13 protein-coding genes and 1 tRNA gene are annotated in these 15,883 nt (G+C 62.8%); 8 read left to right on the top strand and 6 right to left on the bottom strand.

The genetic code is table 11. The features are described from left to right. Positions 1-253: 253 nt before the first annotated feature. Together DGA31_RS25340 and DGA31_RS25345 are read right to left on the bottom strand one after the other, a co-directional pair. Complete coding sequence (locus DGA31_RS25340; protein WP_109514372.1) at positions 254-628, bottom strand: type II toxin-antitoxin system VapC family toxin; 375 nt, start codon at positions 626-628, stop codon at positions 254-256. Beyond that, positions 625-852 (bottom strand): type II toxin-antitoxin system Phd/YefM family antitoxin, encoded by a 228-nt coding sequence (locus tag DGA31_RS25345; RefSeq protein ID WP_056841764.1) that lies wholly within the window; start codon positions 850-852, stop codon positions 625-627. The genes DGA31_RS25340 and DGA31_RS25345 overlap by 4 nt, the downstream gene beginning before the upstream one ends. A 522-nt stretch (positions 853-1,374) precedes the next feature. On the opposite strand from DGA31_RS25345, the gene DGA31_RS25350 reads away from it, so the two are divergent. Next, positions 1,375-3,321: a putative bifunctional diguanylate cyclase/phosphodiesterase gene (locus DGA31_RS25350; protein ID WP_109514373.1), complete on the top strand. Its 1,947-nt coding sequence runs from the start codon at positions 1,375-1,377 to the stop codon at positions 3,319-3,321. Positions 3,322-3,511: 190 nt separating this feature from the next. On the opposite strand, the gene DGA31_RS25355 is transcribed toward DGA31_RS25350, so the two are convergent. Further along, a tRNA-Met gene (locus tag DGA31_RS25355) sits at positions 3,512-3,588 on the bottom strand. Positions 3,589-5,115: 1,527 nt separating this feature from the next. Here DGA31_RS25355 and DGA31_RS30950 point away from each other — a divergent pair. Further along, positions 5,116-6,078: a methyl-accepting chemotaxis protein gene (locus DGA31_RS30950; protein ID WP_421958009.1), complete on the top strand. Its 963-nt coding sequence runs from the start codon at positions 5,116-5,118 to the stop codon at positions 6,076-6,078. A gap of 65 nt (positions 6,079-6,143) precedes the next feature. Then, the gene (locus DGA31_RS25365) at positions 6,144-6,491 is read left to right on the top strand and encodes a cupin domain-containing protein (RefSeq protein ID WP_109514375.1); all 348 of its coding nucleotides are present in this window, start codon (positions 6,144-6,146) and stop codon (positions 6,489-6,491) included. A gap of 220 nt (positions 6,492-6,711) precedes the next feature. On the opposite strand, the gene DGA31_RS25370 is transcribed toward DGA31_RS25365, so the two are convergent. Together DGA31_RS25370 and DGA31_RS25375 are read right to left on the bottom strand one after the other, a co-directional pair. After that, positions 6,712-8,061, bottom strand: a complete 1,350-nt coding sequence (locus DGA31_RS25370; protein WP_056841760.1) for an MFS transporter — start codon at positions 8,059-8,061, stop codon at positions 6,712-6,714. A gap of 57 nt (positions 8,062-8,118) precedes the next feature. Beyond that, on the bottom strand, positions 8,119-9,057 hold the full coding sequence (locus DGA31_RS25375) for a 2-hydroxyacid dehydrogenase (RefSeq protein WP_056841759.1): 939 nt from the start codon (positions 9,055-9,057) through the stop codon (positions 8,119-8,121). Positions 9,058-9,171: 114 nt separating this feature from the next. Between DGA31_RS25375 and DGA31_RS25380 the strand changes: the two genes are divergently transcribed. Continuing rightward, the gene (locus DGA31_RS25380) at positions 9,172-10,068 is read left to right on the top strand and encodes a LysR family transcriptional regulator (protein ID WP_206606850.1); all 897 of its coding nucleotides are present in this window, start codon (positions 9,172-9,174) and stop codon (positions 10,066-10,068) included. Between the two features lie 183 nt (positions 10,069-10,251). Here DGA31_RS25380 and DGA31_RS25385 read toward each other — a convergent pair whose 3' ends face one another. Beyond that, positions 10,252-11,172: a helix-turn-helix transcriptional regulator gene (locus DGA31_RS25385; RefSeq protein WP_109514377.1), complete on the bottom strand. Its 921-nt coding sequence runs from the start codon at positions 11,170-11,172 to the stop codon at positions 10,252-10,254. 555 nt (positions 11,173-11,727) lie between these two features. Here DGA31_RS25385 and DGA31_RS25390 point away from each other — a divergent pair. The 4 genes from DGA31_RS25390 (at position 11,728) to DGA31_RS25405 (ending at position 15,788) form a co-directional block, all read left to right on the top strand. Next, the gene (locus DGA31_RS25390; RefSeq protein ID WP_109514378.1) at positions 11,728-13,080 is read left to right on the top strand and encodes an MFS transporter; all 1,353 of its coding nucleotides are present in this window, start codon (positions 11,728-11,730) and stop codon (positions 13,078-13,080) included. A gap of 119 nt (positions 13,081-13,199) precedes the next feature. Continuing rightward, a complete protein-coding gene (locus tag DGA31_RS25395) occupies positions 13,200-13,892 on the top strand; it encodes a fumarylacetoacetate hydrolase family protein (RefSeq protein WP_056841756.1) in 693 nt (230 codons plus the stop codon). Positions 13,893-13,930: 38 nt separating this feature from the next. After that, on the top strand, positions 13,931-14,695 hold the full coding sequence (locus DGA31_RS25400) for an SDR family oxidoreductase (RefSeq protein ID WP_109514379.1): 765 nt from the start codon (positions 13,931-13,933) through the stop codon (positions 14,693-14,695). Positions 14,696-14,831: 136 nt separating this feature from the next. Continuing rightward, positions 14,832-15,788: a 2-hydroxyacid dehydrogenase gene (locus tag DGA31_RS25405; protein ID WP_109514380.1), complete on the top strand. Its 957-nt coding sequence runs from the start codon at positions 14,832-14,834 to the stop codon at positions 15,786-15,788. The last annotated feature ends 95 nt before the right edge of the window (positions 15,789-15,883 follow it).

Genomic DNA, 15,883 nt, shown 5'->3' on the forward strand with positions numbered 1-15,883 from the left:
AAGCAGAGAAGGGTGGCGAATTGCACAGGATTGGCGGACCGGTGACTTAGGAAACCGGCGCACCCGAAGGTGCTCCTGCGCAACCCGCCATAACACGAAATTGCAGGCACAAAAAAAGCGCCTGAAACCGCAATGGGGGCGCTGCTGCGCCATAAGTCATTCGACCCGCCAAGGTCGTTGTCAGCAATGTGACGGGACCAACGATACCCGGCATCCTGCCGGTGCGCAACCAGACGGATGTCGGCACCTGAAGTCAGATAATGAGGGTATGGGGGTAAGCATGCATGGCGCTGTCGTGCGTCAACAGGCTGATCCCCTCTGCCAGCGCCTGGGCCACCATGATGCGGTCAAACGGATTGCGATGATGGTTTGGCAGGCTGCCCACGGTAAGACCATGGGCAGAGGTAATAGGCAGTTCAAGATAGCCTGCATCGAGCAGTTCCTTACGCAGCAACGCAGGGTTGATCCCGGTTTGCTCGGCACCCTTGATGGTCAGCTCCCAGATACTGGCAGCGCTGAAATACAAGGTATTGGCCTCATCATCAATCAGACGGGCTGCCGCCTGTGAAAGCCTGGCATCGCTGGTGGCGGCCCAGACCAGCACATGGGTATCGAGCAGCAGCTTCATTCCCGGCCCTCGAACAACGCCGCAATCTCAGCATCCATGGCGTCCGATGCCTCGGCGTTGAATGTGACGTGGCTCATCATTCCTCGCCGCCTTGGCGCTGTAATCGGCACCAGCTTGGCAACGGGAATGCCGGCTTTGGCAATGATGATTGTTTCGCCGCTTGCGGCGGCATCGACCAATTGCGAGAAGTGCGTTTTAGCGGCGTGGATATTATGGGTCTGCATGATTGGCCTCCTTCAGGTCGGTATCAAGCAGCTTGGTCCATGTGGTGGACTAAGTAAAGTGCTCACAAACGAGGAGAGCTACTTTGCAGGGCAGAGGGCAATCGATGCCTGCAGATCCTGCTGTAAACCCGGTTCGTAGGCGCAATGGATCTTCTTCTCTATTAGCGCCAGTAAGTGAGTTCGACATCTGGCTGGCCAGAGTGGGGCAATCGATGCTCGCTGAGATTGCGAAGCAGCCACCGGTCGATTGGCTACAATCACCTGATCCCTTTGCAAGCGTCAATCGTCGCAGATGACAGCCCATCGGCTGTTAACCGTCAAGGCTGTTCGAGGGGGCTTGCTTCGCTTGCAATCATTACGACCGGTAGATGGAACGCAATCAAAGTGCCACTAGTCGTAAAGGGTGCAGAAACAAGAGGATCGGCCGACACGATCCCATGAGAGCAGTGTTTAGCCCTGCTCGGCCCTGACTGGATAATCCGTTCGGTTATTTATCCGGTTGTATTTTCAGAGCACCGCCTGATGAAGAAAACACTGCTCGGCGTGCGAGCGTTGATGTCCGTGCCCAGGGACAACCCGGGTCTGGTCAAGGCGCAATACATCGCGCTTTCTCGCCAATTGCCCATGATGTATTTCATCCTGCTGATCAACACCCTGATGCTGGCGGGCACCCACTTTGCGGTCGCGCCGCGCTGGCTGGTGGTGTATTGCCCATTGCTCATGACGTTGTTCGGTGTGATTCGTACGGCGGAATGGATACGCACGCGCAGGCAGGCGCGCAGCCCGGCGCAGATGCTCACGGCGCTTAAGCGCACCAACATGCTCGCGCCGTTTGTCGCCGTGGCGTTCACCGCCTGGTCGCTGGCGCTGTTTCCCTATGGCGACAGCTACACCCAGGCGCATGTCGCCTTTTATATGGCGATCACCGTCATTGGCTGCATTTTCTGCATGATGCACCTGCTGCCAGCTGCCCTGGCTACCACGGCGGTGGTCAACACGGCGTTCGTGGTGTTCTTCGCGTCCACCAATATCATGACCTTCATTGCCACGGCGATTGACGTCCTGCTGGTGTCCATCGCCATGCTGATCATTCTCAAGGCGCAGTACGCCGACTTCACCCGGCTGGTGAACATGCAGGCGCAGACGGCAAAACTCAGCGAGGAAAACCTTCACCTGGCCAATCAGGACAGCCTGACCGGGCTGGCCAATCGGCGGCAGTTCTTTTCCCGCCTCGATACGCTGCTGTCCCGCGCCCGCGAGCAGGAGATTCGCCTGGCCGTGGGACTGATCGACCTGGATGGCTTCAAGCCGGTCAACGATCTGTATGGCCATAGCATTGGTGACAAGCTGCTCTATCAGGTTGGCCAGCGCCTGACCGGGCTGCTCGACGAACAGGTGCACCTGGCCCGGCTGGGAGGTGACGAGTTCGGCCTGATCATCACGCAGGTCATGAGCGACGACCAACTGGGGGTGTTTGGCGAGAAAATCTGCGCCCGCATGCGCGAGCCGTTTCTGCTGGTGGACATCCCTATTCAGATCAGTGCGTCACTGGGCATCGCGACCTTCCCGGACCAGGCCTCCTGCGCCACGCAGGTGTATGAATACGCCGACTATGCCTTGTATCAGAGCAAGCGCCACCGCCCCGGCACGGTCTGCCTGTTCAGCGCCGCCCATCGCCAGCAGCTCAATCGCGAAGGGCTGACCGAACAGGCCCTGCGCAGGGCCGATCTGGAGCGTGAGTTTCATGTGGTGTTCCAGCCCATCGTGGATATTCACAGTGAGCACACCGTCGCATTCGAGGCCCTGGCCCGCTGGGAGAGCCCGGAGCTGGGTAACGTGCCGCCTTGTGATTTCATCCCGATTGCCGAGCGCGTCGGCATGATCAACCGCCTCACGCTGCCATTGCTGAGCAAGGCGCTGGACGCGGCTGCCAGCTGGCCTGAGGGTATCCGCCTGTCATTCAACTTGTCCGCCCACGACTGCGGTTCGCAAGATGCAGCCCAGCAGATCGTCGAGCTGATCAAGAGCAGCCGTTTTGACCCGGCCTGTCTCGATCTGGAAATCACCGAAACCGCGGCCATCCAGGACCTGCCGCAGACCCAGCGAGCGATCAGCCGGTTTCGCGAACTGGGCTGCGGCATTTCCCTCGACGACTTCGGCACCGGCTATTCCAGCTTGAGCCAGATCCACGCGCTGTCGCTGACCAAGCTGAAGGTGGACCGTACCTTCATCACCAACATCCACCTCGACCCGGCCAGTTTCAAGATCGTCAAGTCGCTGGTTGCCCTGTGCCAGGACATGCAACTGGAATGCATCGTCGAAGGCGTGGAAACCGCCGCCGAACTCGACGCCCTGAAAAGCCTCGGCTGCGCCTGGGCCCAGGGCTACCTGTTCTCCAGGCCCATGCGCGCCAGTGACGTCAGCGCCTGGCTTGAAGGCGAACAACTGGCCAGGGTGCAGGCGGTCTGATCCGCTGACAGGGCAGGGCGCAATATGCGCTCATGCCCCGGCAGTAACCCCTGATTCAGCGCAGGCACAAGGGCATACACGGTGGTGGGTATGGAGAGTGGCCGGATGGGAACGCCAGAAACAAGAAAGCCCGCACGAGGCGGGCTTCTTGATTGACCTGAAGACACTTGCGGGTCTCTAGGTCGGTACTTGGTGGCTACACAGGGACTTGAACCCCGGACCCCAGCATTATGAATGCTATGCTCTAACCAACTGAGCTATGTAGCCAAGTGGCGCGCATTATTCGCTCGAAACGAAATCTCGTCAAGCATTTATTTTAAAAAATATCTCCATGCGATCAATCGCTTAGCGCAGGTCCACAGAACGGGCGTCTGTTTTGTTCCCACTGCTGTTTCTTCCAGTGACGCTCAGGTCGCCGCGCCGCACAAAAATGGTGCAGAAAAGCGCCCGACAACAGCGCACGAGACAGCGGGCATTGCCCGATAACGGTACGGTCCGCTTCTTGCTAGCTAAACGCCATGACGTTGGCCGATGAGCCCGTGTCGCTTACAGGAATGTTCACCCCGGCTTTTTCAGGGATACCGCGCGACACGGCAATTCGGAAACATTTTCATGGCATTTTGCCGTTTACCTTTGTAGCAAGAAGATACCCCTGCCGGCATCGCCCGGCAGCCGGGTATTCACGTGCAGGAGTGGGACATGAACAGCCTGTTGTCGCCGGGTATGCGTCTGTTGGGACGTTTTGGCTTTGCTCGCAAGTTTCAGCTGCTGTTCCTGCTGTTCATGCTGCCGTTGCTGGGCAGTGTGTGGATGATTGGCGTGGAGTACCGCGCCAAGCTGGCGGTGATTGCCCAGGAGCAATCGGGAGTGCGCCAGTTGCTGGCCATGGATGAGCTGGATCGCGAACTGTCGGCGCAGCGTGATCGCGCCGCACGCTGGAAGGCGATCGATATCCTGCGTGAGCCTACGCCCGAAGCGCGTCAGGTGATGAGCCAGATCGACGCCGCCGTGCCGCGCATCAACCAGGCGCTGCAAAACCTGGAGGCCGCACTGGCCAGTGAAAAGGTCGGGGCCGACACGCAGGCGCGCTACAAGACCCTGCAAGCGTCGGTCAAGGGGCTGGACACTGAATCCTTGCGCAGCGTGGGCTGGTGGCCGGACGGTTATGATCGCTTTACGACGGCGATCAGCCATCTGCAAGCGGTGCGTGACCAGATCACCATGGACACCGGGCTGATTCTCGATCCGTGGCTGGAAACCTACCTGTTGATGCAGTTGTCGACCCAGCAGACCCCTGAACTGGTCGAACGTATCGGCCGCATGGCCAGTATTGGCCAGACCTCGGTGGTCACCGGCCAGTTCAGCCTGCAGAGCCGCTTGCAGATGCGCGACCTGCGCAGCCGCATTGACGACGCCCGCGAACAGATGCTCAAAACGGGCAGCTCCCTGCAAAGCCGCCTGCCGCCGGAGTTGCAAGGCTGGGCCGGCCGTTACGTGGCGACCATGCAAGTGCTCAATGAAGAACTGAAGGTGCTCGACGACGGGGTGTTTGGCGGCACGATCAAGCTCAAGCCGGTCGACTTCGAGCGCAGTGTCGACCGCTTGCTGGACGAGATGGCCACGCTGCGCCAGCAATCGTTGCAGTCGCTCAACGAGCGACTCGATTACTACCACGACAAATCCAACCGCGAATTCATCCCGGTGGGCGTGACCATTGGCGTGCTGCTGCTCGCCGCCCTGTACCTGTTCGCCTGTTTGCAGGCGTCGATCCGGCGCAGCGCCAGCGGCATCACTATGCTGGCCGAATCGCTGCGTGACGGTAACCTGTGCGTCGAGGTTTCGGTGCAGGGCCGTGATGAACTGGCGGCCATCAGCCGGGCCTTGAACGTGGCCGTGGTGCAATTGCGCACCAGCCTGTTAGGGGTCAACCACGAAACCCAGCAACTGGGCTCGGCGGTGCAGACCCTCAATACTCAGGCCAACGACACACTGTACGAGGTGGAGGAACAGCAACAGCAGATCAGCCAGATCGCTGCCGCCGCCACGCAACTGGCCGCCACCTCCCAAGGCGTGGCCAAGAGCTGCGAGCAGGCGTCCGACAGCGCCCGGCAGACCCGGCGCATCGCCGAAGAAAGCAGCCGCGACAGCCAGCGCACCACCGACAGCATCCAGCAACTCAACCGTCGCCTGACCGAAACGGCCGAAGCACTGGGCCGGGTCAGCGAGCAGGGCCAACAGATCCAGTCGGTGGTCGATGCCATTCGTGGCATTGCCGAGCAGACCAACCTGCTGGCGCTCAACGCCGCGATCGAGGCCGCGCGCGCCGGCGAGCAGGGCAGGGGCTTTGCCGTGGTTGCCGACGAGGTGCGCAGCCTGTCGCAGCGCACCCAGGCTTCGACCGCGCAGATTGCCGGCACGGTCGACAGTCTGCGTGCCACCGTGACCCAGGCGGTGAATCTGATGGAGGCCGCCTGCGGCCAGGCCGTCAACGATGCGCAATCGGTGACCGGGCTGGGCGTGCGCCTGGGCGAAATCGCCACGGCCGTACAAGGCGTCACCGACACCCTGGCGCAGATCCTCACCGCCGTAGAAGAACAGGCCACCACCGCCGACGAAGTCAGCGGCAATATCCAGCAGGTCGACCAGGCCGCCGGGCGCCTGCTGGACGGCGCGCGTGCAGTCAACCAGGCAGCTGATACGCTGAGCAAAGGCAGCCGTGCCCTGAACGACAATACGGCACGGTTTCATCTGAGCTGAAGCAGCAGCGGGCAGGCATACATGCAATGTGTGCCTGCCCGCCCTGCGGCAACGGACCCACCCTCATGAGCACACCCGTCAACCTGTTCGCCCCCTTGCCCGACGCCCGCACCGCCGAGGTGTTCACCGACCTGCTGGTCACGCCCGGCTGTCGCATCGAGCGCATCGTCTCCCACGGTCAGACCACACCCCTTGACCGGCCTTATCGTCAGCCGCATGTCGAATGGGTGATGGTGGTCAGCGGCGCCGCCCGGGTGATGATGGACGGCGCTGAAACCGTCCTGGCGCCCGGCGACCACCTGCTGATCCCGGCCGACACCGAGCACCTCGTGACCTTTACCGACCCTGACCAGCCCACGGTGTGGCTGGCGGTTCACATCGGCGAAGCGGACATCAATCCGGCGGGGGCCTGAGCCCGGTCGCAGAGGCCGGCAAGGCCGCAGCCTCTGCTGTGCCTGTGAGGCAGCCATCGCCGGCAAGCCGCCTCCCACCGGCTCTGCGGTGAGGCGTCCATTTGCGTATGAACGATGCAGACGCTGGCCGCGGTGTTGAGCGTTGCATAGCGCTTGTGGGAGGGGGCTTGCCCGCGAAGAGGCCGGCCGCCTCCCACCGGTTCAGCGGTGAGGCGTGCATTTACTTGCGAATCACCACCCGCTCGAACCGCCCGGCCAGTACGGTGTAGGCAAAGATCGCCACCAGGCCATGCGCGGCCACGAACCACAGCGCCGAGTCGAACGAGCCGGTGGTGGCGACGAAGTAACCGATCACCACCGGGGTGATGATGCCGGCGGTGTTGCCGATGCCGTTGAACACGCCGCCACTCAGGCCCACCATGCCTTGCGGTGCGGTGTCCGACAGCACGGCCCAGCCGACGGCCGCCAGGCCCTTGCCGAAGAACGCCAGGGCCATCAGCGCAATGACCATCCAGTTGGCGTCCACGTAGTTGGCCGACACCAGGGTGGCCGCCAAGGCCATGCCGATCACGAAGGGTGTCTTGCGCGCCCGGGACGGGTGCACGCCACGGCGGATCAGCCAGTCGGAGACCACGCCGCCCAGCACGCCACCGGAGAACCCGCAGATCGCTGGCAAGGCCGCGACCCAACCCGCTTCCATGATGGTCATGCCCCGGCCCTTGATCAGGTAGATCGGAAACCAGGTGATGAAAAAATAGGTCAGCGCGGTGATGCAGTACTGGCCCAGGTACACGCCCCACAGGGTGCGGCTGGTGAACAGTTGCGCCACTTCACGCCATTGGGTCTTGGGTTTTTCGCTCTTGCGCCGGGCTTCCAGGTCGACCAGCGCGCCGCCTTCGCGGAGGTAATCCATCTCGGCCTTTTCCAGGCGCGGGTGGCTGGCCGGGTCGTGGTACAGGGCGAACCAGAAGAAAGTCGCGACGATGCCCAGCCCGCCCATCCACAGGAACACATGTTCCCAGCCCATGCTGTGGGTCAGCCAGGCCATCAATGGCGCGAACACCACCACGGCCATGTACTGCGCCGAGTTGAACAGCGCCGAGGCCGTGCCGCGTTCCTTGGTCGGAAACCAGCTGGACACGATACGGTTGTTGGCCGGGAACGCCGGCGACTCCACCAGCCCGAGCATGAAGCGCATGCCGAACAGCGCCACCGCCGCCGTGGAACCCACCAGGCCGATCCAGCCCACTGTGCCTTGCAGCAGGGTGAACACCGACCACAGGAACAGGCTGCAACCGTACACCCGACGGGCGCCGTAGCGGTCAAGCAGCCAGCCGCCGGGAATCTGCCCCAGCGCATAGGCCCAGGCAAAGGCCGAAAAGATCATGCCGAGCATCATCGGGTCCAGGCCCAGTTCCTTGACCACCTCGGTGCCGGCAATCGACATGGTGGCGCGGTCAGCGTAGTTGAGCACGGTGACGACGAAAATCAGTGCCAGGATGACGAAGCGATGACGACCGACGCGAGCCTCGGACGCCGCGGCGTCCAGCGGGACGGTTTTGCTGTTCATTGGGTGTTCTCCGCAGGCCCTCGAGGGGCCCTGTTGTTCTTGGAAGGAGAAAGCGCGTCAGGCCGGCAGGGCGGCCTTGCGTTGGGTTTCGGCAAAGCAGGCCTGCAGGTGCGACAGGACGATTTCGCCCATGGCCAGGCGGGTCTGTTCGGTGGCGCTGGCGCGGTGCGGTTGCAGCACCACGTTGTCCAGCGTGCGCAGGGCCTCGGGGACGTTGGGTTCGTCGACAAACACGTCCAGCCCGGCACCGGCGATGGTGCCGTCTTGCAGGGCGGCGATCAGTGCGTCTTCATCGACCAGCTTGCCGCGCGCGACATTGATGAAATAGCCCTTGGGGCCCAGCGCCTCGAATACCTCGCGGGTCATGATCGCCCGGCCCAGGTCAGCCGAGGCGGCCAGCACCACCACATCGCTGTGGCGCGCCAGCTCCAGCAGGTCGGGGAAAAAGCGGTAGCCGGTCTGTGGCTGCTCGCGCAAGTCGTTGTACTGGATGCTCATGCCGAACGCCTGGGCGCGACGAGCAATGGCGTGGCCGACCTGGCCCAGGCCGACGATGCCGATGCGCGTGCCGCTGACCTTGCGCGCCAGCGGCTGGTTGACCCGGCCCCACTGGCCGGTGCGCACGATGCGCTCGCCGACGGCCAGGTCGCGCAGGGTCATGATCAGCAGACCCATGGCCATGTCGGCCACGTCATCGGTCAAGACGCCCGGCGTGGTGGTGACCCGCACGCCGCGTTCGGCAGCGTGGTCCAGGTCGACCGCGTCGGTGCCGATGCCGCTGATGGCAATGATCTGCAGGTTGGGCAAACGGTCCATCAGCGCATTGGACAAACCCTTGGCGCCCCCGGTGACCACGCCGCGAATGCGCGGGCCGACCGCATTGAGCAGGGCGTCCTGATCGTCGGCCAGGTACAGGCGGTGGACGGTGTAGCTGTGCAGGAGCCGGGCGTCGATGGGCGCCGGAACGGGTTGGGTGAGCAGGATATCCTGGGTCATCGTCACTTCCTTTGAATTGTCGTTGTAAAGGACTCTGAGAGTGACGACAGCCTAGGAAAAACATCGATTCACGTCTAACATCCATAGTGAATGTATCGATACAAGAATTGAATCGTGGAATTGCACCAATTGCGTTGCTTTGTGATGGTTGCCGAGGAGTTGCACTTCGGTCGGGCCGCACAACGGCTGTTCATGACCCAGCCACCGCTGAGCCGACAGATCCAGTTGCTGGAGCGATCACTGGGCGTGCAGTTGCTCGACCGCAACAACCGCCAGGTGCGCCTGACCGTGGCCGGTCGGCAATTTCTGCGCGATGCCCAGCACCTGCTGGCCTACACTGAGCAGGCCAGCGACAGCGCCCGGCGCCTGGCCAGTGGCGAGGCCGGGCAACTGGTGCTCGGGTTTACGGCGGTCAGCGGCTACAACCTGATTCCCGAACTGCTCAGCCAGGCCGGGCAGGCGCTGCCGGACATCGGCTTCGAGCTGCACGAGATGGTCTCCAGCGACCAGACCGAAGCCCTGGCCGCCAACATGATCGACATCGGTTTCGTGCGCAGTGCAGACCCGCGCCAGGGCTGGAGCTACCAACTGGCCAGCCGCGAGCCGCTGATGGTGGTGATGCCCACCGGGCATCCGTTGGCGGAGCGGGCGCAGTTGTCGGTCAGCGACCTGGTGCATCACCCGTTCATCATGTATTCGGCCAAGGAAGGGCGCTATTTCTACGACTGCATCGTTGGCCTGTTCGCCACGGCCGGTGTATCGCCGCGCTACCTGTACTATCTCAAGCAGACCCACTCGATTCTGGGCCTGGTGCGCGCCGGCCTGGGCATCGCCATTGTCCCGGCCTCGGGCCGCGAGCTGTATATGGGCCACCTGCAATTTCGCCCGCTGGTCGATGCCTCGCCGACCGCCGACATGTACATGGTCTACCGCGACGACAACGACAACCCGGCGCTGCCCCGCTTCATCGACCTGGCCGCGCGGTTCTTTGCCAGCGCCGAAAATCTATAAACCCGCACGACCGTAGGACCGTAGGACCGGCTTCAGCCGGGAACGGCACTGATTTTATTGCTATTAAATTCAACCCTTGTAGGAGCGCGCTTGCCCGCGACCGAGTGCGTAGCGCTCGCAGAAATCTCGAGAACGCTGCAATTTTACGACTGCTGCGCAGCCGGTCGCGGGCAGAGCGCGCTCCTACGGGGACACTGGCTCCACTTCCAGTTGCTGGCGCCTGAACTGTCCGGGCGGCAGGCCGTGGATCTGGCGGAAGCGCCTGGAGAAATAGGCCTCATCGGCAAAGCCGCACAATCGGGCCACTTCACCTACCGGCCGGGTGCCGTTGAGCAGGTGGTTGCGTGCCGCGTGCATGCGTCGCTCCAGCACCAGTTCGCTGAAGGTCTTGCCGATCTCCTTGCGCAACCAGTGGGTCAGGTAGGTCGGTGACAGGTAGGTGGCCGCCGCAGCCTTGGTCAGGCTCAGGTCCGGGTCGTCCAGGTGTTTGCGCACGTACTCGGACATCCGCGTCAAGGCATCGCGGCGGCTGGCCTGGGCGGCGTTGTTCTCGGCCAGTTGCTTGAGAGGTTCGGCGTACAGCCGGCACACCGTGCCGATCATCTGCAGCAGCAGGCCCTTGATGATTTCCCGGGTGCCGAACTGGCGCTGCGGGTCCAGGTCGCGCATCTGCCGCACCAGCGTACACACATGCTCGAAGTCGTCCTGCTCCAGAATGAAGTCCATGTGCTCCTGGAAGCGAAACGGCGACAGCTCCGGCGCCAGCAGGATCGACACTTCCTCCAGGTCCATCGGGTCGCACTGCAAATGCGGCAGCAAGAAGGTCTGAGAGAAGTTGATGACCATGAAGTGGTTATCGGCCGGGTGCTCGATCAGGTGCATGCGGTGCGGCAGTATGAAGGCCAGGGCATTGCGCGGGAAAGGGCGCTGCACATGACCGATGTGCTGCACCGTATCGCCGCCCAGGTTGACCTGGATCTGGAAGTACTCGTGGCGATGCAGGCCGGTCTCGGCGCGGCGCGCCTTCTCGTCACGGATGTAGAAGTCGGCGCGCTCGCTGCGCTGCTGCATGCCGTAGGTCGGTACCCGGCTGGCTGACTGCATGTTCATCTCCCTTGTTGATAAACGGCCACCAGGGCCTGGGATCGTAGGAGGATTTTTGTCCAGCGCGGCATGATGTGGCAAGCGATGTACGATGACCTTGTATGGATGTGCCTTCACCGGCATTTGGACGATGCAAGGCCTGTGTGCAAAAAACGCGGTCCAGCATTTTCATGTCGAAAAGGCTCTAGAACGTACATTTCATGGTTTTGAGTGGCTGGTTTGGTGGTCTTCTGGAGAATCGGCTTTTTTGGACAACAAGGATTAATCCCGGTCATTGGTGAAAAAACGTTCTAATCCATCCGTTGATTTTTAATGGTTGTACGACCACCTTGATAGGCGTTGCAGAAGACATCGACCAACAATAATCAAAGGTGCTCGCACAATGACAACCCTTCTTCGCTCGCCCAGACCGCCCGACCGGTGCCCGACGAGTCCGCCCCCCAAGGGCTGAATGACCCCCACCCGATCCAGTACAGCACACGCCTTCCGCCTGCGGGAGGGCCGGTCCTGTTTTGCCTGAAAACCTCGATAGCCCAAGAACAAAGAGGTCAAATCATGTCGAGTCTCCCCAACTCCCAGGCTGCGTCTGTCGCCACCGGCGCCGCCCCCCTTGAAGCTGCAGGTTCCTCCGTGCGCCTGCCCACCCGCCGTCGCTGGTTCATGCTGAGCCTGCTGCTGATCGCCACGATCATCAACTATGTCGACCGGGTGAACATCTCCATCGCCGCACCGTTCATGGCCAAGGACCTGGGGCTGGACAAGATCGAGATGGGCCTGATCTTCTCCGCCTTTGCCTGGACCTACGCCCTGGCGCTGGTGCCGGCCGGTTTCGTCGCCGACCGCTTCGGCTCCAAGCTCACCTACGGCGTGTCGCTGATCAGTTGGTCGGCGGTCACTGTCTGCCAGGGCCTGGCCACCGGCTTCAGCTCCTTGTTCGGCCTGCGCCTGGCGGTCGGTGCCATGGAAGCGCCGGCGTTTCCGGCCAATAGCCGTGCGGTGACGGTGTGGTTTCCGGCCCGCGAGCGCGGCATGGCCAGCAGCATCTACGTGTGCGGCCAGTACCTGGGCACGGCCCTGTTCACCGGCGCCTTGCTGTGGCTGGCAACCACCTACGACTGGCGTCATGTGTTCTACAGCACCGGCGCCGTCGGCATCGTGTTCGGGGTGATCTGGCTGTTCCTGTACCGTGACCCGCTCAACTGCAAGAAGGTCAGCAAGGAAGAACTCAAGTACATCGAAGACGGCGGCGGCCTGGTCAAGAGCAGCCAGGAGCGCACCAGGTTCAACTGGCGCCAGATTGCCGAGCTGTTTCGCTATCGGCAGGTCTGGGCAATTTGCATCGGCAAGTTCGCCAGCACCTCGGCGCTGTATTTCTTCCTGACCTGGTTCCCGACCTACCTGATCGAAGAGCGTCAGTTGACCACCATCAAGGTCGGCATCTTCGCCATCATGCCGTTCATTGGCGCGACCATCGGCATCCTGCTGGCCGGCGCTATTTCGGACCTGCTGATCCGTCGCGGCTACAGCATGTCGTTCGCCCGCAAGCTGCCGCTGGTGGTCGGATCGATGCTGGGCATGTCCATCGTGCTGGTCAATTTCACCGACTCCAACCTGATCTGCATCGCCATCCTGACCATTGCCTTCTTCGCCCAGGGCATCGCTTCATCGTCGTGGGCGGCGGTGTCGGAAATCGCGCCCAAGGAACTGATCGGCCTGACTGGCGGGGTCACCAGCCTGGCGGCCAATATCGGTGGCATCGTCACCCCGATCGTGATCGGCGCCATCGTGCAGTCCACCGGCAACTTCTCCCTGGCGTTCTGGTTCATCGGTGCGGTGGCCTTGATGGGCACCTTGTCTTACTCGCTGCTGCTGGGCCGGTTGTATCGCATCCAGCTCAAGGCGCGCTGAGTCGGCGTCACCGGGCTCAATCGGCTCGTTTACTCCAAGGCAAAGCGGTTTTCGTCCAACTTTACAGGACCAGACCGCTTTAGCCTGAACCTACCCAACAAGACCTGAGCGTGCCGACCATGAGCGATTTTGTCTTTACCCCCGTTGCACAACCCAGCCTGCCGATTGCCGGCAGCACGCAGCGCTTTCCGGTCAGCCGGGTGTTCTGCCTGGGCCGCAACTACCCTTGGAGCGACGCCCAGGGCCAGGCTCGCGGTGTGCCGTTGTTCTTCATGAAACCGGCCAGTTCAGTGGTCGAGGTCGGCAGCGAGATCGCCTACCCGGTGCAGACCGAAGAGTTCTGCCACGAGATCGAACTGGTCGTGGCCATCGGCACCGGCGGCGCCGACATCCCTGAAAGCCTGGCGCTGGAACACGTCTGGGGCTATGCCGCCGGCCTGGACCTGACCCGTCGCGATCAGCAGCGCGTTGCCAAACAGGCCGGTCTGCCGTGGGAAGGCGCCAAGGCCTTCGATGCCTCGGCCCCGATCACCGCCATTCAGCCGGTCAGCGCCCAGGGCCATGCCGAGCAGGGCGCAGTGTGGCTCAAGGTCAACGGCACCGAACGCCAGCGCTCGCACCTGCAAAGCCAGCTGTGGTCGGTGGCGGAAATCGTCAGCCACCTGTCGCGCAGCGTCACCCTGTTGCCGGGTGACCTGATCATGACCGGCACCCCGGAAGGCGTGGCAGCCCTGGAGCCGGGCGACGTGATCAGCGCCGGCATTGAAGGGGTCGGCAGCCTTGAAGTTCGCGTGGGCCAACGAGCGGCCTGAAACGCTCGATCAGACAGCGCATCACCAGGAGAACAACAATGTCCAATAACCCCTCTTTGAAAATTGCCCTGGTCACCGGGGCCGGCAGTGGCATCGGCAAGGCCGTGGCCCTGGGCCTGCTGCAGGACGGCTACACCGTGGTCCTGGCCGGGCGCCGCCTGGAGCCTTTGCTGGGCGTCGCCGAACAGGCCGCCGCCCAGGGCTGGCAGGCGCTGCCGGTGGTCACCGATGTGCGCGACCCGGCCAGCGTCAAGGCGCTGTTCGCCACGGTCGAGGAGCGCTTTGGCCGCCTCGATGTGATCTTCAACAACGCGGGCGTCAACGCCCCGGCCGTGCCGGTTGACGAACTGCCGCTGGAGAACTGGGACAACGTCATCGCCACCAACGTCAACGGCGTGTTCCTGTGCTGCCGCGAGGCCTTCGGCCTGATGCGCCGCCAGCAGCCACAAGGCGGACGGATCATCAACAACGGCTCGATTTCCGCGCACTCGCCACGCCCGTTCACTTCGCCCTACACCGCCAGCAAACATGCGGTGCTGGGCCTGACCAAAGCCCTGGCGCTGGACGGTCGCGAGTTCGACATCGCCGTCAGCCAGATCGACATCGGCAACGCCCTGACCGAGCTGTCCGAGCGCATGACCCGTGGCGTGCGCCAGGCCAATGGTGAAATTGCCGTGGAGCCAATGGTGGATGTGCAGCACATCGCTGATGCCGTGCGCTACATCGCTAGCCTGCCGCTGTCGGCCAACGTCCTGAACATGACCGTCATGGCCACCAAGATGCCCTTCGTCGGCCGCGGCTGACCCACCCCAAATCGATCCCGTAGGACCGGCTTCAGCCGGGAATGCAGATACCGCCCGTTCGCACCATGGACGGGCAGGGCGGTGAGCTGCCCGAGCGGTTCTACGAGGATGCATCCCATTGTCTGCGAGGTACGCCATGAAACCCGAAGTCCTGCAACTGAGCCCGATCCTGATCCCCGAAATCCGCGAGCGCCTCGCCGAACTGTTCGTGATCCGCCCCTATTACCAGCAGGCCGACAAGGCCGCCTACCTGGCCGAACATGGCCCCAATATCCGTGGCGTCATCACCGGCGGCCACACCGGCATCACCCGTGCGGTGCTCTCGCAACTGCCGCGCGTGGAAGTGGTGGCGGTCAATGGCGTGGGCACCGATGCCGTCGACCTGGCCTATTGCCGCGACCTGGGCATTCACGTGACCGCGACCATCGGTGCACTGACCGACGATGTTGCCGACCTGGCCATCGGCCTGTTGATCTCGGCCTGCCGTGGCCTGTGCACCAGCGACCGTTATGTACGCACCGGCCAGTGGCAACACAGCCCGACGCCGTTGGCACCGCTGCCGCTGGCCCGGCAATTCAGCGGCATGCGCATCGGCATCGTCGGCCTGGGCCGGGTCGGCCGTGCGGTGGCGACCCGGGCGGCGGCTTTCGGTTGCCCGATCAGCTACACCGACCTGCAACCGCTGGCGGATGTGGATTACCGGTTTGTGGCCGACCTTACCGAGCTGGCCCGTGACAGCGACGCGCTGATCCTGGCCGCCGCTGCCGACAGCGGCAAGGCCATCGTCGATGCCCGGGTACTGGACGCCCTGGGCGAGGAGGGCTACCTGATCAACGTCGCCCGCGGCAAGCTGATCAATGAAGACGACCTGGTGGCCGCCCTCAAGGCCGGCCGCATCGCCGGCGCCGGGCTGGACGTCTTCGTTGACGAACCCCGCGTGCCCGAGGTGTTGTTCAACAACGAAACCGTCGTGCTGCAACCGCACCGCGCCAGCGCCACGGTCCAGACCCGCACACGCATGGGCGAAATGGTCATCGCCAGCCTGGTCGACACCTTTGCCGGGCGCAAACCCAATGCCTGCGTGACCGGCTGAAAGCGTTTTTTGCCCGACACCGCCTTGTGGAAGGTGCGCCAAGGCGGTGCTGTGTCAGTGACTCAAGGCGAGCGCTTATCAAAAAATGAAATAAC

The organism is Pseudomonas ovata, from assembly GCF_003131185.1.
GTDB classification, from domain to species: Bacteria; Pseudomonadota; Gammaproteobacteria; order Pseudomonadales; family Pseudomonadaceae; genus Aquipseudomonas; species Aquipseudomonas ovata.